Genomic DNA, 19,828 nt, shown 5'->3' with positions numbered 1-19,828 from the left:
TCAGATATGCCCCTCTGAATCGTAGATAATAACCATATTGCCAGACAGATACGCCTCTTTGGCCTGTGCTCTGGCCAGTTTTCCTGAAGAGGTTAATGGTAACTTCTGGGTGGTAAACAATACTCTGGCCTGAACACCCGCAATTTTACGTGTCAGGTTTTGGATCTCTGTCGCCAATTGCTGAAGCTGATTATGGTCTGCTGCCAGTTCTTCGCTAGCACTGAACAGTATTGCCATTCTCTCTTCTTGCTGCTGGTTAATACTAATGGCAGCTATATTATTGACGCCAATCTGCGGCATAGTTTGTAGCAGCGACCACTCTATATCCTGTGCCCAAATATTACGGCCGCGAATAATGATGACATCTTTCTCACGACCGCTGATAAACAGCTGGTCTTGCCATAAATAACCGAGATCGCCGGTATAAATATAGCCTTCATTGTCTGACTCAATAGGAGCCTGATCGTCAATATAGCCTGTAATAATGCTGGGGCCTTTTACCCATATCTGACCGATTTCTCGCTCTGAAAGCTTGGCTTGAGTCGCTCCATCAATGATCTTAACTTCAAACCCCGGCAGCGCTTTACCACAGGAGACAATAGGTTTTTGAATCAGCTCGCTGGTTAATGTGTCGATGACCGGCGGTTGATCCACATCTGATGTGGTCACGGCCAGCGTAGTCTCAGTCAGTCCATAGCTTGGCAGGAACGATTGATAATTAAAGCCGCTGCTGGCGAAGCAGCCAGAAAACATCTTCAGCATATCCGGGCTAATCAAATCGCCACCAATACCGGCTACCCGCAGTGAAGAGAGGTCGAGAGATGGCTTATTTTCACTTTCCGCATATTTTTTCATGGCAAACTGATAGCCAAATACCGGAGCAAAGGTAATGGCCGTTTTATACTTTGACATCAGCTCCAGCCAAATCAGCGGGTTCTGAACAAAGTTCTCTGCGCTCAGGCAATCGACGGTACGTTGCCCATATACCGAGGCCAGAAGGAAGCCAATCATTCCCATGTTGTGATGGAAGGGCAGCCAGTTAAACGAACGATCTTCCGGGCGCAGCTTCATGCCATAACGTAAAACCGCATAGATGTTGGTATGTAAATCACGCTGGCTTATTTGCACCCCTTTCGGGTGGGTTGTCGAACCGGAAGAGAACTGAATATAGGCCGGCTCATCCGCCGTGAATGGAGAAAGTGCTGACAGTTCCGGCCGATCAAGTTGTTGTGCCTGATGAACCATATCGCTATACACCAGGGTAGGAATTGAAACTGATTTACCAATAGCATCAGCAATAGCTTGTGAGCTGATAATGGCTTTAGCCTGAGAAGAAGCAATAATTCTGTCTAATTTCTCAAGATAGGCTGGCATACCGCCAAGGTTGACGGTAAAGGCTATTGGGCAGGGAATTAATCCTAAATACTGGCAGGCAAAAAACAGTAGCAAAAAATCAGGGCTAGTTTCCGCTATAAAAATCAGGCGGTCATGACGGGAGAAGCCTTGTTGTTTAAGCTGTAGTGCTACCCGCATGGATTGGGCCTGCATTTGTTTATAATCCAGAACACCCGTTAGCTCACCGGAAACGTTGAAAAAGTTGAATCCGGCTTCGCCTCCAGCGGCATAGGCCAGCGCTTCCGTCGTGGTAGTAAAATCACCGTGTCGGATCGGGATACTGTTAAGTGTTGGTGTAACAACTAATTCTGATGACATAAGCGTGGCTACTATTTGTGTCGTAATGAAGAGAAGATCAGGATATCAACCCGCTCACCGTCAGGAGCAAGGCACTCCTCTTTAAGTACGGCTTCCAGATTAAAACGAGGATTCTTAACAAAGCAAAATAGCATACGCTTATTTTTGGCCAGAATACGTGCCGCCATTTTATGCAGATCGCGATAAAGGTAGAAGTGATCCAATAACGCATCAATGGTTGCCCAAAGAACGGGTTTACCCGGATATCCAGGAGCCCCAACGCCCGCAGTAATATGACCTACTTTATGATTAAGATTAACGTCAATGGTATAAAAGCCCACCAATAAGTCATTCTTCTTATCAAAGATACCAATAAAGTAATTACGATGGTTATCAAACTGCTTGGTGTAATCAGCTAATTGCTGGTGGGTGAAGTTCAGAGGTGGGAGGTTAAGTCCTTCCATCATATCCTGACTGTTCATCCACTTCAGGAAGTCAGGGGTGACATCATTTGGCGTTAAGCTACGTAACAAATATCCGTTGGTTTCAATATAAATCGGGATCCCTGCCAGATTGGGGGTGTTGGAAGCCATTTTTTCTCCCGTCTTGATTGCTGTTAATTATGTGGAATTCCCCAGTTGCATAAGGGGCAACTGGGGAAAGTCTTCAGCATAACACTATCAGAAACGCCAGTTTATATATACTTTTGCTCCATGATCTTCAGTGTTATTACCAACCTGACCATTGTACATGGCACCTATATTGGTGTTTGGTGTAACGCTGATTTCAGCGCCTGCTTCAAATATAGCTGCATCCCGACTGATAGACGAACCAATCACATTAAAGCTGTTTGCATTACTAAAGTTCAGCGTTGATGTTGAGGTTACATCGTTATAGGCATGACGCCAGCCAATATTAGTCCAGATTTTAGTCGATTGGCCGTTTTCCAGTGTAAACTGCTTGGTCATCCGGCTACCAAGAGCGGTAAAGAAGACATCCATATTATCACTGGCGCTGGTTAATTTAGCTTTACCACCACGTTCAGTGAATCCATCGGTATCAATGTGAACATAAGCTGCACCAATGTAAGGCTCAACGGTCAGGGTATCCGTAATATCAAACAGATAACGACCTTCGGTAAACACCTGTGTGGTTGAGGCATTGTAGTCCGCTTCCAGATGGTCACGTAGTTTCTGGAGCTTCACATAACGATCGGTAGTGTAATCATGCCAGGTGTAACCTACACCGGTATGCAGGTTAAAGTTACCCCACTGACCTTTGGCATAAGCTCCCACATGGTAATCATAGCGTTCGGCAGTAGAAGAGCGATCGGATACTTTTATATCTGCTTTACCGTAACCACCAGCAAGCCCCATCTTCCAGTTGTCATTCAGGGATTTATCAACCCCTAAAATAACGCCGGCGATATTGCGTTTCATCCGGGCTGAGCTACCCGAAGCGTCGAAGGTACCCCATGAGGTATAAATATGACCCCAGGCACCGGTGCCAACTGTCGTATCTAACAGACGATTATTAATGGCTTCACGCAGGAAACGGCTATCTTCCAACAGGGCGCTCTTGGCCGAGGCATGGATTTCACCAGAAAGCTGGTTTAGTGCATCTTTGGCTGAGTCGACATCAGGTTGAGAAACGATCTCCTCTTTGATGTCATTATCTTCGTTTTCCTGTTCGTCAACATTTCCACCAACGTTACATTCGTTGGAGGTCATACCATCAGTACAGATATCCTGCTCGTTACGGGTGACAACCAGATAAGCGTTATCCGCATCGTATTCATAACCCAGATCGACATAAGGCCGTGATTCCAGCGGACCAAATGCGCCGGAGACGCCGCCGGTAGCGCTAAGAATACGCCAACGACTGTCCGGTACATACAGAACGGGTTCACCACCCGCCATCGCAATAACGCCCGCACCATTTAGTGTTGCACTACCGTTAACCTGAATCACGTCAGCAATGTAGGTATTAACTACATCGCCTTCAGCATTGGTGCCAGAGGACTCAATATCGGTTGAGAGGTTGGTTATATAAGTAGAACCTGCTTCCATCACCAGATCGCCATCAATAGTAAGCACTTCTGGCGTGGTGGAACCAAACTGCCCCGGAGAAATGATACCTCCGTTACCCACAGTAGTATGACCGACATTACCAATACCCGCTAATGTGCCGCCATTGGAGACAAACATGGTACCACCCAGCACGTTATTGGCTACCAGCGTACCGCCAGTCACATAGGTTTTACCGGTGAAAATACTACGGTCGCTGTCAAAGGTCGTAACGCCATTAACCTGCTTAATTGACCCCTGACCCTCAGCACCGCTGATCAATTCATTTTCAAAAATATAAAGGCCGGAATTATCCGTATGGTTAAATACTACCGAGCCATTGCCAGCCCCAAAGATAATTTGATTCGCTTCCAGCGAGCCAACTGCTTGAGCCGCTTCACCTTCCGCAGCACCGAAGTTTAGGTTGCCGGTGCTACCAGCCTGTTGACCTAAATAGACATTGCCTAAGACGTCATTACTAAAGGTTAAATCATAGTAAGAGAGGCCTGTGTCTTCGTCGTAGGTACTCACATAAGTAATGGCACCCAGCGAAACTTTACCGCCGTTGGCGATAGTGAGATCGCCGGTACCACTTTCTCCCACGGATAAATGACCAACCTCTCCAGGTGCACCAGAGAATGATGAATGTCCCGAGACGTGCCAGATGCTGTTTTCACCTGAAACTAACACCGTGCCTTTACCGTTATCTACACCAATAAAGGCAGAGGTATTTTGATCGTCTCCACCTGGGGCAATGGTTATCAGACGGGCACCATCTTCAACCCGAATAGTGCCCGTACTACCATCACCTTTGCCAACATCCAGTCCGTGGGCAAAAACGGCACGGCTTGGTGTTGTTTTACCATTATTAGTGGTAGAACCGGCAATATTGAGCGTTCCAGACCCCTGATTCAGGCCAATTACCGCTGTTGGTAGTGGGTTATAGCTATAACCCATACCGGTTGAAATCGTAGCTTTACCACCGGACAGGATATTCATGGTGCCCTGACTGCCACTACCGCTTCCTAATGAGAAAGCGATGACATGACCGGCAGAGTTAAAGGTATCGGCTTCAACACCACTGCCAATAATATTTAGCTCACCGGTACCACCATCGGTTCCGATATGAAGTTTTTCGGTATAAACGATGGAATTACCCATGTTTTGGTCAGAGGTATTTTTACCCGTGCCGGTTAATGACATGGTTCCGTTACTGTTTAATCCGGAACCAATATTGATGGTATCCATCTGATCAAAACGGGTGGACTCTGTTATAGCACCATGCTGATATTCAAACAGACCGGTAGCACCATTACCGCCGATAACCATATCTTTGAGGTAGTGTGAATAACGATATCCGGCGCTATCAATGACTTTTAAATGGGCGTTATTATTTGCACCATCGCCAATAAATAGTGTTCCATAGTTGTATAAGGTTCCGGAACCATCGGATACGAATTCAACTGTCTGGCCGCTGGAATCAGGAATATGCCAGTTGTCATCAGTACCTGTTTGCAGACCTGTAGATGACCAGTTTCCATTGTCAAAGAATTGATTGTTTCCACTGGCATTAGTCCAGTAGATATCTTCGGCTTGTGCAGAAAAAATTGAGAATGAGGATAATATACTGATTAATATTATATTTTTTTAAATTTGTTGGGGGTTACTATTTTGGTTTTTTCCATAACCGCGACTCCATTGCTACGGTGAATATATAAGCCAGTTCCTTCGCTGTGGGAATTATATCATCGGTAGGTTTAAAAGTGTTGGTTTTGGCTTGTAAATTAATGTAACTCAAATTATTACATTGGTTTTTATTTTTATTTTCAAATAATTAATTTATTTAATTAAGTGTGTTATTTATTTTGTCTAATAGGTTTTTAAAGATAATTTATTGAGTTATTGTCAATAATATCAATTATCAACATAGGATAATGGAAATAATTCAAATGTAGGTTAATTGTTTTCTTATGGAAGATAACCTTATAAATTGTAAGTGTAATTCAATTCCTTATCTACCTTGTACCGTGAATGTAAATAGATATAAAATAATTATCAGAGATTGTCATTGATTGCATTGGAATAATCAGAATTAAATACTGAAATGTTGATGAAGAATAAAGGTATGGAGAATAGATAACTGTTAGAGTTTAACTGTTTATTTTATATACAAACAATATGGCTCTTATTATCCGGATTTCAGAGTAAGGTAATTATCAACGGTTTAATATAGGTAAACACTAAGGCGAAATTTAAATAATTATTAATATCAATAGATTAATAATAAAGCGGTTTTAGTTTCTAGCTAAAACCGCTTCTATTTTTGGCTATATGATTAAGCCTGATTTTCAACAGTCTTGTTAGAGTGAGCGTTATTAACGGTTAAAGTTACTAATGCTGAGGCAATCAACGCAATAATCATAAAGATGAAGGCACTATTATAGCTACCACCGCTGGTGTGGATCAACCAGCCCATAATAGGGGCAGAAACAACACCGGCCATCTGACCGCCGAAGTTAACAATCCCTGAAGCCCGACCCATGATTTTGTTCGGGATAGTATCCATCAGGATGCCCCAGAACATTGCCATAGCGAAGAACATAAACAGTGCGGAGATACACTGATAAACCACCGCCATGTCTGCGCTGGCAACGGTAAATGTCATATACAGGAAGCCGGCAGCAATAATTGCCGTCAGTACATATAACATTTTACGTTGAGGTTTAAATTTATCTGAGAAGTAACCGCCCAGCAGAGTACCACCTGCACCAAACAGGAATGGAATGGCTGCCATTACCCCGGTTTTAGCCAGAGAGAACTCACGTACGGTGATCAGGTAGCTGGGTAACCAGGTAGAGAAACCCCAGAAAGTAATATCAAACAGGAACCAGATCGCAGCCATTTGCCACAGCACCGGCATTTTTAACACTTCTTTAAACGGAACCGGAGCACTGGTGATGTCTGCGGCGGTACCGTCAGCTTCCAGCTCAGCCAGATCTTCTTTAGTGATACTTGGGTGATCTTTAGGGTTATCACGGGTAAAGAAGTAAATACCGGCAGCAATAAACAGGCCAGGAAGACCCAGCACAATAAACACCATATGCCAGCCAAACGCCCCAATAATACCGGCAGCGACGACGACCGCCAGCGCTGGGCCTAAGGTGTTAACCGTTGACTGAATTGCTGTTGCACGACCGCGCTCTTTAGACGGGAAATAGGTTGAGATCATTTTCCATGATGCGGCCGGGAAGCAGCCTTCACCAATACCAAACAGGAAGCGTACAGCCAGCATCAGCGGCAGAGTGAATACCATGCCGGTAAGACTGGTGAAGACTGACCACCAGGCAATACCAATGGCCATGATTTTTCTGGCACCAAACTTATCTGCCAGAAAACCGCCAGGGATTTGGAAGGAAGCGTAACCAATAAAGAACGCACTGATAATCAGACCTTGTTGTGTGGTATCCAGACCCAAGTCACGACCAATAAAGGGTAGGGAAACGCTCATCACCATCCGGTCAAGGAAAGAGAGCAGCCAGGCCAGCCAAATCAGTGAAAGTATGGTATATCGCGCCTTCCAGGTTTTCGGCTTACCCGTCGGTAAAGTAGATTGTAAACTCATAGTGATATCCTTTGGGTAGAGCTGCCCATCGCCGCAGGTTTATCTGCACGATGGACAGGCATCTGATCATTGTTTTATTAATATTTTTTTCTGATGACACTACCGCTACAGGCATAACTTTCTATGCCGTTAATTAAAGCCAGTCGTCCGTTAACCATCACTACATCAATGCCCTCCGGGTACTGGTTTGGTTCGATAAAAGTCCCTTTATCGATGACTGTTTCTGGATTAAGCATCACAATATCTGCGGCATAACCCTCCTTAAGCAGGCCACGATCTTTCAGGCCCATAACTTCAGCTGGTTTACCGGTCATCTTGCGAATCGCCGCTTCCCAACTGAGGCACTTCTCTTCACGTACGTATTTACTCAGAACGCGAGGGAAAGCACCGAATACGCGAGGGTGTGGTTTACCGGCACCCATCAGGCCATCGGTACAGACGTTTTGTTCTGGTCGGCAGAGGAATTTAATGACGTGTTCTTCGGTACCGTAGAAGTCGACCATGCCTACGGCATTCTCTTCTTCATACAGCAGATCGAAGGTGGCGTTGTAAGGATCTTTACCGCGTAATTCGCCCAGTTGAATCAGGTTGAGACCTACGGCGTCCTGATTTTTGGCAGTTTTAGCGCTGGTGACGAAAATCTGGTCCAGACCCGCGAAGTCGATAAAGTTATCCCAGCCCGGAATTCCCTGTTTGATATCAGCGATCATTTTTTCACGCAGTTCAGGTGATTCCAGACGCTCCAGCAGTTTATCGGTGCCGCCAGAATGCACCCACGGTGGCAGAATAACGCCGAGCATGGTGCTGCCTGCTACATAAGGATATTGGTCGAATGAGATACGGATACCCTCGGCCTGAGCCTGTTCCAGCATACCCAGCATTTTATCGATCAGATCCCAGTTCTTTTTGCCGCATACCTTCATATGGGAAATGTGCAGCCAGACACCGGATGCCTTGGCGATATCAATCAGTTCCTGAGTGGAGGTGATGATGTCATCGGCTTCACTACGCTGGTGGACCACGAAGATACCGTCATATTTTGCCGTCACTTTACACAGCTCAATCATTTCGGCGGTATCACCAAAGGCGCAGGGCATATAGATCAATCCGGTGGATAGACCAAATGCACCAGCTTTCAGTTCACGTTCCAGAACTTCGCACATCTTTGCTACATCTTCACGGGTGGAAGGTTTACCATCCAGCCCCATGGCTTCCATACGAATATTGCCGTGAGGAACCAGATAGGCCAGGTTGGTAGCGGGTTGGTGGGCTTCCAGCAGGTTCAGATAGCCTTCGGTATTTTTGTATTTCCAGTCGATTTTGTCGGTATCGCCATCCAGTCCGGCGATGTTTTTTCTCCAGGCGGCGATATATTGCTCAGGCAGCGGTGCTAATGCCACGCCGTCCTGACCCAATAACTCAGTGGTGATCCCCTGACGAATCTTGGCTGACAGAGCCGGATTAATAATGGCGGACAGGTCAGAGTGAGTGTGGGTATCAATAAATCCCGGACAGACGATTTTTCCGGTGGCATCAATCACCTGATCGTTGATACCGATATTCGCCTTACCGATTGACACAATTCGTCCTTCGTTTACCACTACATCGGCAATGAATCCGTCATTGCCGGTACCGTCTATCACTTTTCCGTTCTTGAATATGGTTTTCATCTCAATTCTCCGGAATGATGTGTTGTAGGGAGAGGCATCATTCTTATTTTTTGTTTTTGATGTTCTATTTTTCGTTGTTATAGGGTTATCAGCCGTTATTATTTGCCATACAGACTCTGGATAATGCCGTAATAGCCTGATGCCGAGCCGGTTAACTGGCTGATTTCAATAAACTCATCAATGGTGTGAGCCAGATTTTCACGAGATGGACCAAAACCAACGGTACGGATACCGGCTTCACCGGCGTAGTGGCTGCCGTTGGTGCAGAATGAGTACTGAGTGATAGTGGGTTCGATACCCATTGAACGCACGCCGGACAGAACTGACTGAACAAAAGGATCGGATTCTTCAAATACCCAACCAGGGAAGAAGCGCTCACCTTCGATGGTAGAACCGGTGTAGCAAGACTCTTTACCAAAGGCATAAGAGACTTTGCCTTTGAACTGCGGATCGCTGGCTTGTAGCTCTTGCAGGGCAGATTCCAGTGGAGCAATCACGCTCTCTTTGGTTTCACCCACCAGTAAACGGCGGTCATAGGTGGCACGACAGTAATCAGGAACTACTGATGCACCCGGGTAAGGTGAGGATTTAATATCGGTTAACTCCAGAATTCCCAGCCCTAACACCGGATGGGTTGGTGGCGTTACGGTGCGGATTTTGTCAATCAGCTGGGACATCTTATATACAGCGTTAATACCAGCCTGTGGGTTAGCGGAGTGTGCTGGTTTACCAAAGGTTTCTACTACGATTTCAGCCCGGCCGCGTTGACCAATTTTCAGGTTTAGTTCCGATGCTTCGCCAATGATTACGTAGTCTGGTTTATAACGCTCAGTAACCAAGCGAGCGGCCACACCTTCAAAGCACTCTTCATGCACGATACAGGCAACATAGATTCGACCAGCAAAATCACGCTGATGATCCTGACCGTAGAAGCCAACGGCAGAGATCATGGCGGCAACCGCGCCTTTCATATCGGTGGTGCCACGACCATAAATTTTGCCATCTTCAATTTCACCGCCGTAAGGGTTGCGGCTCCATTTCTCTTCATCAACCGGGACGGTATCGATATGACCATCGAGAACCAATGTTTTGCCCGGTTTATTACCAATGATTCCACCAATAATGTTGCCGTATTTATCCACGTGAATATCGTCAAACTGGTAGCTCTTCATTATTTTTTCGATAGCTTTAACGACATTCCCTTCCTGACCTGAATAACTTTTTTCATGAATAAGGGTCTGACAGTTTTTCACCACTTCATCAAAACGACTCGCTGATAACATTGTTTTTTCTCCGTTATTACTCTGAAAATGGGTGATTAATATTTTTTAAAGCTGGGAATTTCGCCGTCCCAGACGATGTCGAGGTAGCGCTGCGGATCGGTGTCGCCCTCAGTGCTGATAACTAAAATTCGGGAGTCCTGATTCAGGCCCAGTTGCTGGCGAGTTTCCGCCATGGCCGGAGACTGTATCAAAATGGATAGTAAGCCGGTGGTAACCGCGCCGGATTCACCGGAAACAATGCGTGGATCGCCTGCCAGTGGGTTACCTAAGATGCGCATTCCGTGGGTGGCAACAAAGTCAGGACAAGAAGCAAAACCATTGGCGTAATCCCGCAGCAGATCCCAACCGATACTGTTGGCTTCACCACAGGCCAGTCCGGCCATCACGGTTTGTAAGTCACCACCAACGGCGATAGCATCGCCTTTTTTGGACAGGGCTGAGCGGTACAGACAGTCAGCGATAAGTGCTTCAGCTACAATCACTTTTGGACGGTTTTCACCGTAAGCGGCGGTTAACATGCCTTGTGCCATTCCGGCAAAAGAACCAACACCTGCCTGTACGAAAACGTGAGTAGGGGGAACCTGATGTAATTGCTCGAGGGATTCCAGCATCAGTGAGCCGTAACCCTGCATAATCCACAGAGGAATTTTTTCATAACCTTCCCAGGCGGTATCCTGAACGACGATCCAGCCATGTTTTTCTGCCTGTTCTGCCGTCATGCGCACCGCATCGTCATAGTTCATATCGACGATTTCTGCGGTAGCGCCTTCATTGCGAATCGCAGTCAGACGTTCTGGTGAAGAACCTTTTGGCATATACACCACAGACTTTTGTTTTAACTGACGGGCCATCCAGGCGACGCCGCGACCATGGTTTCCATCGGTCGTGGTGGCGAAGGTCACCTCTTTCAGTATTTTTCTCACTTCATCACTGGTCATCACATCAAAAGGAAGCTCGCTGATATCTTTATCCAGTTTTTCTGCAATATGTCGGGCCATGGCATAAGCGCCACCCAGTACCTTAAATGCTTTTAACACAAAGCGTTGTGATTCATCTTTAAGACAGATGCTTTTCACCCCTAATTTTTCCGACAAGGCGGGCAAGTTGTAGAGGGGCGTTGGGGCGTATCCGGGGATAGAACGATGAAAGTTCAGTGCCTTTATCAGCTCTTCATAGCTAAACGGTTTCAGAGGCGCTGTCGGTCGTTCTGTGAATTCCGTATGGTTTATAAAAAACTGTAATTTATCCTGCATGGAAAAACCTCATGGTCTGTTTTTAATTTTCTACAACGCATTGATTGCAGAAATGGTGTTATCGATGAATAGGTAAGAGCAAGAGGCGTGCCAAATTGATTTTTTGTTGAAGATACATAACAAGAAGCGGCTATTTGTCTTTGATTCTTAATGAATTAATAGCAATTAAATTTATGATTAAGCATGGGTTCAGGAAGTTGTGACTTATCAAGATGATGATAATTTATCGATTATGATAAATTGTGTGATCTGTATGGATAAATAATTATTTTTATTTAAATACAATGAGATAATTTAAATGATTTTCTGTTTTTGGATTGGGTGCGAAAAATTTATCAAATTTTGATAAATTGATGTTTCTATAAGGATATCTGCCAATGATCTCTGTGTTGAGTAATATTCAGGATGATATTTGTAGTTATGCTGACGCTATTTCCGGTATTACCGGAACGGACGTCGAAATTATTGATGACTCTTTAGTGCGTATTGCCGGAACAGGGAAATATCGGCATATGCTCAATCAGAACGTAGCGAAAAATGGCTATATTTATCGTCATGTTTTGCAGGTGCAGGAAACTGTACTGATCAAAAATCCCGGTGAAAATGCCCTGTGCCAACACTGTGAGAAACATCTTTACTGCTCGGAAATGCTGGATCTGAACGCGCCGATTTTTCTTAACGACAAAGTGATTGGTGTGATTGGTATCATTTGTTCAACCCAGGAACAGCGCCAGACCTTACTGAATCAGATCGATAAGTTTATTACTTTTATCGAACAGGTTGCGGTAATGATCTCCAGTAAAGTTTTTGAGTGTCTGGAGCGTCTGCGTGCACAGGAAACGCTGGGAGCATTCCGCAGTCTGATCGACGCGATGGACCGTGGGGTAGTCGCTATTGATGGTAAAAATCGCATCTGGCATGCCAATCTTTCCGCTGCCCGATTGTTTAACCGGGAAGTCATTGGCCTGTCGCTGACTATCGAAACCACTGGCGATATTATCTATGGTGACGAAGAGGCCTGGTTAACGCTGGAGGATCAGAAACGCCACGTACTCTGTAAGCAGATTTCTCTCTCCTCACTGGAAAACGATAGCCTGACGATGGTGATATTTCATGATGCCCGGGACTATATGAGTAAAATCACCAGTTCAGCTTATGAGTCAGACAGCCGTGCCCGGTTAATTGGTCATTCTCAGCCAATGGAGCACTTGAGAAATACGATTGCCAAAATTGCTAACAGTTATGCCAGCGTGCTGATTACTGGTGAAAGTGGTTCTGGTAAAGAGGTGGTGGCGTTTTCTATTCATCAAAATAGCCCACGCAAAACCGCCCCTTTTGTCACGATTAACTGCGCGGCAATACCTGAGCAATTATTGGAAAGTGAGCTGTTTGGTTACGTTCGTGGTGCCTTTAGCGGCGCGGATCCAAAAGGACGGGTCGGCAAATTTGAGTTGGCTAATGGCGGCAGTCTGTTTTTGGATGAGATTGGCGATATGCCACTGCATTTACAGGCTAAGTTGTTGAGAGTGTTGCAGGAAAAGGCCATTACTCGCGTAGGTTCTAATAATGTGATCAATATTGACGTACGGATTATCGCCGCTACCAATAAAAATATTTATGACATGGTAGAAAACGGACAGTTTCGTGAAGATCTGTTTTATCGTCTGAACGTGGTGCCGCTGGTGCTGCCTTCATTACGGGAACGCAGAGAGGATATTGCCGAACTGGCTCAATATTTTGCAGATGAATTCTCAGAAAATTATGCCCGTCAACGCCAGAAGATTCCGGCTGACATTATTAATCTGCTCTACTCCTATCGCTGGCCGGGTAATATCCGTGAATTACGTAATGTCATTGAGTATATTTATGTGATGCAGGGAGATGCTACGGGGATTAATGCCAGCCATTTACCTCCCCATTTGCTGAATGTCATGAAAGAAGAAAAAAGCAGTATGAAAGGCGTTCAGCGACTGGATAAGCAGAGTAAACAGGTTGAACGTGAAGTTATCGAGAATGCTTTACGGCAATATGGCGCCAGCGTAGAAGGTAAAAAACAGGCTGCCGCAGTATTAGGGGTAGGAATTGCCACTTTGTATCGTAAAATCAAACAATATGATTTAGCCTGATGGGCTGATAGCCGATTCTGTTAACGCTGTTCGACGCGAAGGAACCGCATATTTAATGAATCATTTACGCATAATATTTCCGCTGGTGCTCTCTTCCAGCTTATGGTTACTGTTTTGCCATTCTTTAACGCTGATTCTGGAGAGCTGGGCGACCTCGACTTATGGAATCTCATCGTTAGGATGCTCTGAAGCATTACGGCTGCAGTTAAAACAGTTTAATGATCAATTGTTAGTGCCGGCGATATTGATAGGTTTACTGATTAGCCTGTTCTATTTCTTTCTGTTGTATAAGTGCTCTGACCTATTACGGCAGCCTCGCATAGTGAGAATTTTATGCTGGTTGGTTGGCGCGATAGTATTAGGAGTGGTGCTCTATTTTCTCTCTCAAATTGCAGGATTGATGTCGTTGTATTACTGGCTTCCTGTTGGTGAGTTCACAACTGATATCTGCGGTTGAGTAAATACAGAGGTTAATTTACCTGACACCTTGTTATCCATGTCATAAAGTTAATATCAGGAACTAAGTCATTTATGGGGCAATAGATGAGCGATCTGGAGTTAAGAGCGAGGGAATTTGCCACTCAGGCACATACTGAGGTAAATCAACGCCGTAAATACACTAATGCACCTTATATTGTTCACCCGGCAGCGGTCGTTGAGCTGGTTCGGTCCGTTTCCCATACTCAGGAGATGATTGCAGCCGCCTGGCTGCATGATACGGTAGAAGATACTGGAGTAAATCTGATTGATATTGAACGATATTTTGGCTACACGGTGGCGAATTATGTTGAGATGCTGACCAAAGTTAGTCGCAGCACCGATGGCGATCGCAAAGCCAGATTTCATCTTGACCTGTTGCATACCGCTCAAGCCTGTCCGGAAGCTAAAACCATTAAACTGGCGGACATTATCGACAATAGCCGAAATATTGCACTGTTTGACCCGGAATTTGCTGTGGACTATCTGGGGGAGAAACGCAGTCAGTTAGCGGTTCTGGTTCAGGGCGATCGTGGCTTATTTCAGCGTGCAGAAGAGATGGTGATGAGAGGAATGGATGAGGCCAGAAGGCGATTGAATAGCCTGTGAAGTTAATTTAGTAAGAAAGGCCGCATGCGCGGCCTTTTTGACATCATCAAAATTATTTTTCTGGCGTTACAATAATTGGGCTGTATTCAATCGGGACCCATTTATAGCCTTTGCCTTCAACGCCTACGTGTCCAAGCCCTGGAAACGGTAAGTGCGCCCCAGCAATCCACAAGTCATTTTTCGCGATATTAGCAAACATCTTCTTACGGGTTTCTATCGCTTGCTTACTGTTAACGTCGAATTCAAGCGCCACTTCAGGATGAGCAAACTGAATGGAATGGCTGTGAACGATATCACCCCATACCAACAGATTTTGATCCTTTGAACTGAACAGATAAGAGGAGTGACCTGGGGTATGGCCTGGTGTTGCAACCACTTCGACTCCAGGAATTAAGGTATCTCCGGGATTATAGACTTTAAACTTATCCGCGGTTTGATACGGGGCTACGGCATCCTGAGCCATTTTGAATAAAGGTTTTGCTTCATCCGGTGCTTTAGCCATAACGGCCGGGCTTAACCAGTAATCAGCATCACCTTTGGATGCATATACCGTGGCGTTAGGGAAAGCCATCTTACCGTCATCGGCGATACCACAAGTATGATCAGCATGCAGATGGGTTAGCAATACGGTGTCAATTTGCTCAGGTGAGTAACCCGCCGCTTTAATATTGCTGTTAATTGCTCCCAGCGTTGGGCCAAAACATTTTGCGGTACCTGAGTCTACTAACACCAGATTTTTTCCGGTATTAATCAGATAAGCGTTAACGGCAGTTTGTACGCCGTTGTTGCTGTCGATAAACATTTTGTCCATCAGGGTTTTAGCGTCTTTAGCACTTATTCCCTTGAGAAGTTTATTATCGATTTTGACATAACCGTCATACAGCGCAGTAATTTCAAAATCGCCTAATTGCATTCGGTAATAGCCAGGAACCTGTACTTTTTGTTGAGCTGGCGTTGATATATTAGCCACAGCGGGTTGGACCGCTGCAATCAGGCCGCTTCCTGCTATCGTCAGAGCAAGCAGAATCCGGCGAACGTTTGTCTTCATACCTGGTTGTTCCTCTGTGTCTGATTATGGTGATCATATCCCTATTAACTATAGAGGCATTATCACTAAATAAAAATTAACCGGCTATTTTTACAACGCGGCACTGTTGGCACAATGGATAGCTGTCGAGATATGGCTTAATTAACTGATACATAACTTCAAACTGGTTGCCATAGATGTAGAGTGCGGTTTCAGTATTGCCCTGATAGTAGCTGTGTATGCTGCCTTCATCTCCCAGCAGTTTTTCAATTTCTGCCCAGGCTTCATTAATATCACAATTTTGATAGACCTCATCCGGCAGGTCAGTACCGTTAAGATAGAGGCCGAGTCCTTCATGTTCGCCAAAAGGAATGACCTTATCCCCGATGCGTAGTCTGGACCCTTTGGGAGAGAGCGTGTTTTTCAGAAAACTCAAGATATGCTCAATAGCCTGTTCGCTGCTATCGATTGCTTCGATTTCAATGTTGCATTCCTGAATTTCACCATTATCTTCTAACAGTGAACCACCGCCGCAGATATCACCGATATTTTGTTTGTCGAGGACGATGCTTAAAGCATCGTCCAGATCGGCACGGTGCATTGGCTGCAATTTGGCGTTAAGTGTGATGGTAATGAATTCTTTTTGGGGCGTTTTCTTGCCGAAGAGATTTTTAAACATGTCAGGTTCCTTCTGAGCGTTGTTATATTTTATTCGTAGCATCAACAAATGGTAATTGAGTGCGGATATATAATAATGAATATATCTGGTAAATGATGTAATCGATTTCTTATTTTGCTAATAATTTATGGAAAGTATTTTACTTTCAGTAAGTAAAGGAGGGCGTAATGCAGGTCTGCTATGTGGCTTATGTCTCAGGAATTGTGCAGGGGGTTGGGTTTCGTTATTACACTCAACAGCAGGCAGTGGCGCTGGGTGTGACAGGTTATGCTTACAATATGGATGATGGTCAGGTTGAGGTATTTGCCTGCGGTGAGCAGCAACAGGTAGAGAAGTTACTGGCGTGGCTTAAGGTTGGGCCCAAGTCGGCGAGGGTGGAAAGGGTGTTGGTGGAGCCGCGGGCGGTGAAGGATATGAAGGATATAGCGGGGTTTAGGATTAGGTATTAAGGTTAGTTTGGCTTGGCTTGGTGTAAATTTCGCCGCTTTGGATGTTGTGTTTATTTCGGCAATGGTGCCTGCGTCGAGCAAAGGGGCGTTGGGGCGAACGCCCCTCTGCACTCCCCGTGACTGTGCAGTTTTGCTGTTTGAATGTTTGGTCAGGTGTAAGTTTCGCCGCTTTAAGTATTGTGTTTATCTCGACAGTGGTGCCAGCGTCGGGCAAAGGGCAAAGGGCAAAGGGCAAAGGGCAAAGGGCAAAGGGCAAAGGGCAAAGGGCAAAGGGCAAAGGGCAAAGGGCAAAGGGCAAAGGGCAAAGGGCAAAGGGCAAAGGGCAAAGGGCAAAGGGCAAAGGGCAAAGGGCAAAGGGCAAAGATCAGAAGGGTCTTACCCAATACTTCTCAGAAAAGTAAACTAAAGCACAAGTCGCAACCTCGAATCACGCATGCCCATATAGGCAGTGATTAATGTACAAACGCAGAACCAGTCTGCGAAGGCAGCGGCGATTAAAAAGGGCGGGGGTTGTCAGGGGTGTTAGCCCCTCAACACCCCTGACTCGACGCGTGCAGCGGAGCAGAGTTGGGCTCAGTATTTGAGGCGGCGAAATGTACACAGAACTAAAAAGAACCCAAAACAATAACAGTGGTTAAATCTTGGGTTGTCAGGGGTGTTCGCCCCTCAACACCCCTGACTCGACGCAAGCTGCGGAGCTGAGTTAGTCTCAGTATTTGAGGCGGCGAAATGTACACCGTTCTGATATGAAGCTGATTAAAGATTGAGAGGTCTATTCCCCCCTATGTCATCCCCCTATATTCAGGTAGACTAACCACATCATTTTCCCTGTATTTTAATCACCCTAATAACTACGTCAGGATCTTCTATGACTCATCCATCCGTGTCGATTCAGAATCTTCATACTTTTGGTTTACCCGTTCATGCCCGGCGCGTCATTGTTGCTGAATCTGCTGAGCAATTGGTTGATGCATGGCAGGAGTCTGAACAACAACAGTGTCCGGCATTGTTGTTGGGAGAAGGTAGTAACATGTTATTTTTAGAAGATTTTGATGGTTGGATTATTCAAAATCGCATTAAAGGCAGGGAAATCGGGCAGTCGGCTAATAACTGGTATTTGCATGTGGGTGCTGGTGAAAACTGGCATGAGCTGGTGCGGTATGCGCTGGAGCATAATATTGCCGGGTTAGAGAATCTGGCGCTGATCCCTGGTTGTGTTGGTTCCGCTCCTATTCAGAATATTGGCGCTTATGGCGTTGAGCTGAAAGACGTTTGTGAATATGTCGACCTGCTTAATTTAAGAACCGGAGAGTTAACCCGACTGAAATCTGAGCAGTGTCATTTTGGCTATCGGGAAAGTATTTTTAAGCATCAGTTCCGCGATGGGTATGCCATTGTGGCGGTTGGTTTAAAACTGCCGAAGCAGTGGAAACCGGTTTTAAGCTATGGCGATTTGCGTCAGTTTGATCTGGAAACTGTGGCGCCAATCCAGGTGTTTGATGCGGTTTGTGCCATGCGTACCAGTAAGTTACCCGACCCTAATGTGACGGGAAATGCGGGTAGCTTCTTTAAAAATCCGGTAGTAAGCGCTCAACAGGCAGCTGAAATTCTGAAGCACTACCCAGGCGCTCCTCACTATCCGCAAGCTGACGGTCAGGAAAAACTGGCAGCGGGCTGGCTGATTGATATGTGTCAACTGAAAGGCCATCGTATTGGTGGGGCTGCGGTTCATCAACAGCAGGCATTGGTACTGATTAATCAGGATAATGCCAGCTCTCAGGATGTTGTCGATTTAGCTGCTTATGTGCAAAAGCAAGTGGCTGAACGGTTTAATGTTCTGCTGGAGCCGGAAGTTCGTTTTATTGGCAAAACCGGTGAGCGCAATGCGCTTGAGGTGCTGGCATGAAGAATATTGCAGTACCGTTGCAGCTGGTAAAGATACTCTCTGACGGGGAATTCCACTCCGGTGAGCAAATAGGCGCTGAGCTGGGTATGAGTCGTGCCGCCATCAATAAATATATGCAGACCCTGAGAGATTGGGGATTGGATGTCTTTACCGTTCCCGGTAAAGGCTATAGCTTGCCAGCACCAATCCAACTGCTTGATGAGCAATTAATTAAACAGCGTTTGACTGAAGGGCGAGTGACTGTATTAGCGGTTATTGATTCCACTAACCAGTATCTGATGGAGCGGCTCGAACAACTCCAGTCTGGTGATGCCTGTGTGGCTGAATATCAGCAGGCTGGCCGCGGTCGTCGCGGTCGTCAGTGGTTTTCTCCTTTTGGTGCTAACCTGTATCTTTCTATGTTCTGGCGTTTGGAGCAGGGGCCGGCAGCGGCAATTGGCCTTAGTCTGGTGATTGGCATTGTGATGGCTGAAGTCCTGCGCAAACTAGGTGCGGAAGGGGTAAAGGTTAAGTGGCCAAATGACCTCTATCTGAACGATCGTAAGCTGGCGGGAATTCTGGTTGAGCTGACCGGAAAAACCGGTGATGCTGCCAATGTGGTGATTGGGGCGGGTATCAATTTAAGTATGCGTGAACCGGATAGCAATGTTGTTAATCAACAATGGGCAAATCTGGCTGATAGCGGTATCGCTATCGATCGTAACGAGCTGGTACCTTGCTTACTTTCAACCCTGCGGGAATCCCTGATTCAGTTTGAACAACAAGGGCTGGCTCCGTTCGTTTCTCGCTGGCGTAAGCTGGATAACTTTATCGATCGACCGGTAAAACTGTTAATTGGCGAACAGCAAATTCATGGTATTGCCAGAGGCATTGATAAGCAAGGGGCACTGTTGTTGGATCAGGACGGCGTACTTAAACCTTTCATTGGTGGAGAAATCTCTCTGCGTCCTGATAATGGCTAACTCATTC

At 45.8% G+C, this 19,828-nt stretch carries 15 protein-coding genes; 6 read left to right on the top strand and 9 right to left on the bottom strand.

Translation table 11 applies throughout. The annotated features are described in order from the left end of the window. The 7 genes from EKN56_RS18235 to dpaL all read right to left on the bottom strand — a co-directional run bounded on the left by EKN56_RS18235 (position 1) and on the right by dpaL (position 11,586). Positions 1-1,713: an AMP-binding protein gene (locus tag EKN56_RS18235; RefSeq protein WP_130593102.1), complete on the bottom strand. Its 1,713-nt coding sequence runs from the start codon at positions 1,711-1,713 to the stop codon at positions 1-3. Between the two features lie 11 nt (positions 1,714-1,724). Next, positions 1,725-2,285, bottom strand: a complete 561-nt coding sequence (locus EKN56_RS18230) for a GNAT family N-acetyltransferase (protein ID WP_130593101.1) — start codon at positions 2,283-2,285, stop codon at positions 1,725-1,727. An 87-nt stretch (positions 2,286-2,372) separates the two neighbouring features. Then, entirely contained in the window at positions 2,373-5,087 is a 2,715-nt protein-coding gene (locus tag EKN56_RS18225; RefSeq protein WP_130593100.1) for an autotransporter outer membrane beta-barrel domain-containing protein, read from the bottom strand. A 1,006-nt stretch (positions 5,088-6,093) separates the two neighbouring features. Beyond that, positions 6,094-7,380 (bottom strand): MFS transporter, encoded by a 1,287-nt coding sequence (locus EKN56_RS18220; RefSeq protein WP_130593099.1) that lies wholly within the window; start codon positions 7,378-7,380, stop codon positions 6,094-6,096. Positions 7,381-7,457: 77 nt separating this feature from the next. Continuing rightward, positions 7,458-9,050: an N-acyl-D-amino-acid deacylase family protein gene (locus EKN56_RS18215; protein ID WP_130593098.1), complete on the bottom strand. Its 1,593-nt coding sequence runs from the start codon at positions 9,048-9,050 to the stop codon at positions 7,458-7,460. A 98-nt stretch (positions 9,051-9,148) separates the two neighbouring features. Further along, positions 9,149-10,333, bottom strand: a complete 1,185-nt coding sequence (locus EKN56_RS18210) for a YgeY family selenium metabolism-linked hydrolase (protein ID WP_130593097.1) — start codon at positions 10,331-10,333, stop codon at positions 9,149-9,151. 35 nt (positions 10,334-10,368) lie between these two features. Continuing rightward, positions 10,369-11,586 (bottom strand): diaminopropionate ammonia-lyase, encoded by a 1,218-nt coding sequence (gene dpaL / locus EKN56_RS18205; RefSeq protein WP_130593096.1) that lies wholly within the window; start codon positions 11,584-11,586, stop codon positions 10,369-10,371. Between the two features lie 377 nt (positions 11,587-11,963). Between dpaL and EKN56_RS18200 the strand changes: the two genes are divergently transcribed. The 3 genes from EKN56_RS18200 (at position 11,964) to EKN56_RS18190 (ending at position 14,798) form a co-directional block, all read left to right on the top strand. Beyond that, positions 11,964-13,712 (top strand): sigma-54 interaction domain-containing protein, encoded by a 1,749-nt coding sequence (locus EKN56_RS18200; RefSeq protein ID WP_130593095.1) that lies wholly within the window; start codon positions 11,964-11,966, stop codon positions 13,710-13,712. 55 nt (positions 13,713-13,767) lie between these two features. After that, the gene (locus tag EKN56_RS18195; RefSeq protein ID WP_130593094.1) at positions 13,768-14,169 is read left to right on the top strand and encodes a hypothetical protein; all 402 of its coding nucleotides are present in this window, start codon (positions 13,768-13,770) and stop codon (positions 14,167-14,169) included. Between the two features lie 86 nt (positions 14,170-14,255). After that, the gene (locus EKN56_RS18190; RefSeq protein ID WP_130593093.1) at positions 14,256-14,798 is read left to right on the top strand and encodes an HD domain-containing protein; all 543 of its coding nucleotides are present in this window, start codon (positions 14,256-14,258) and stop codon (positions 14,796-14,798) included. A 52-nt stretch (positions 14,799-14,850) separates the two neighbouring features. On the opposite strand, the gene EKN56_RS18185 is transcribed toward EKN56_RS18190, so the two are convergent. Together EKN56_RS18185 and EKN56_RS18180 are read right to left on the bottom strand one after the other, a co-directional pair. Then, on the bottom strand, positions 14,851-15,846 hold the full coding sequence (locus EKN56_RS18185) for an MBL fold metallo-hydrolase (protein WP_130593092.1): 996 nt from the start codon (positions 15,844-15,846) through the stop codon (positions 14,851-14,853). 76 nt (positions 15,847-15,922) lie between these two features. Further along, on the bottom strand, positions 15,923-16,504 hold the full coding sequence (locus tag EKN56_RS18180) for a hypothetical protein (protein ID WP_130593091.1): 582 nt from the start codon (positions 16,502-16,504) through the stop codon (positions 15,923-15,925). Positions 16,505-16,671: 167 nt separating this feature from the next. On the opposite strand from EKN56_RS18180, the gene yccX reads away from it, so the two are divergent. The 3 genes from yccX (at position 16,672) to birA (ending at position 19,821) form a co-directional block, all read left to right on the top strand. Next, the gene (yccX, locus tag EKN56_RS18175) at positions 16,672-16,953 is read left to right on the top strand and encodes an acylphosphatase (RefSeq protein WP_130593090.1); all 282 of its coding nucleotides are present in this window, start codon (positions 16,672-16,674) and stop codon (positions 16,951-16,953) included. Between the two features lie 868 nt (positions 16,954-17,821). Continuing rightward, entirely contained in the window at positions 17,822-18,859 is a 1,038-nt protein-coding gene (gene murB / locus EKN56_RS18170; protein WP_130593089.1) for a UDP-N-acetylmuramate dehydrogenase, read from the top strand. Then, entirely contained in the window at positions 18,856-19,821 is a 966-nt protein-coding gene (gene birA / locus EKN56_RS18165) for a bifunctional biotin--[acetyl-CoA-carboxylase] ligase/biotin operon repressor BirA (RefSeq protein ID WP_130593088.1), read from the top strand. Before murB ends, birA begins: the two co-directional genes overlap by 4 nt. Positions 19,822-19,828: the final 7 nt, after the last annotated feature.

It is taken from the genome of Limnobaculum zhutongyuii (assembly GCF_004295645.1).
Taxonomy (GTDB): domain Bacteria; phylum Pseudomonadota; class Gammaproteobacteria; order Enterobacterales; family Enterobacteriaceae; genus Limnobaculum; species Limnobaculum zhutongyuii.
Note: the sequence above shows the minus strand (reverse complement) of the source record. Positions and strands in the feature narration are given on the sequence as shown.

Excerpts from the sequence above, each read along its gene's own strand:
- EKN56_RS18235 (WP_130593102.1), bottom strand. The coding sequence starts at position 1,713 with ATGTCATCAGAATTAGTTGTTACACCAACACTTAACAGTATCCCGATC.
- EKN56_RS18230 (WP_130593101.1), bottom strand. The coding sequence starts at position 2,285 with ATGGCTTCCAACACCCCCAATCTGGCAGGGATCCCGATTTATATTGAA.
- EKN56_RS18225 (WP_130593100.1), bottom strand. The coding sequence starts at position 5,087 with ATGGTTATCGGCGGTAATGGTGCTACCGGTCTGTTTGAATATCAGCAT.
- EKN56_RS18220 (WP_130593099.1), bottom strand. The coding sequence starts at position 7,380 with ATGAGTTTACAATCTACTTTACCGACGGGTAAGCCGAAAACCTGGAAG.
- EKN56_RS18215 (WP_130593098.1), bottom strand. The coding sequence starts at position 9,050 with ATGAAAACCATATTCAAGAACGGAAAAGTGATAGACGGTACCGGCAAT.
- EKN56_RS18210 (WP_130593097.1), bottom strand. The coding sequence starts at position 10,333 with ATGTTATCAGCGAGTCGTTTTGATGAAGTGGTGAAAAACTGTCAGACC.
- dpaL (WP_130593096.1), bottom strand. The coding sequence starts at position 11,586 with ATGCAGGATAAATTACAGTTTTTTATAAACCATACGGAATTCACAGAA.
- EKN56_RS18200 (WP_130593095.1), top strand. The coding sequence starts at position 11,964 with ATGATCTCTGTGTTGAGTAATATTCAGGATGATATTTGTAGTTATGCT.
- EKN56_RS18195 (WP_130593094.1), top strand. The coding sequence starts at position 13,768 with ATGAATCATTTACGCATAATATTTCCGCTGGTGCTCTCTTCCAGCTTA.
- EKN56_RS18190 (WP_130593093.1), top strand. The coding sequence starts at position 14,256 with ATGAGCGATCTGGAGTTAAGAGCGAGGGAATTTGCCACTCAGGCACAT.
- EKN56_RS18185 (WP_130593092.1), bottom strand. The coding sequence starts at position 15,846 with ATGAAGACAAACGTTCGCCGGATTCTGCTTGCTCTGACGATAGCAGGA.
- EKN56_RS18180 (WP_130593091.1), bottom strand. The coding sequence starts at position 16,504 with ATGTTTAAAAATCTCTTCGGCAAGAAAACGCCCCAAAAAGAATTCATT.
- yccX (WP_130593090.1), top strand. The coding sequence starts at position 16,672 with ATGCAGGTCTGCTATGTGGCTTATGTCTCAGGAATTGTGCAGGGGGTT.
- murB (WP_130593089.1), top strand. The coding sequence starts at position 17,822 with ATGACTCATCCATCCGTGTCGATTCAGAATCTTCATACTTTTGGTTTA.
- birA (WP_130593088.1), top strand. The coding sequence starts at position 18,856 with ATGAAGAATATTGCAGTACCGTTGCAGCTGGTAAAGATACTCTCTGAC.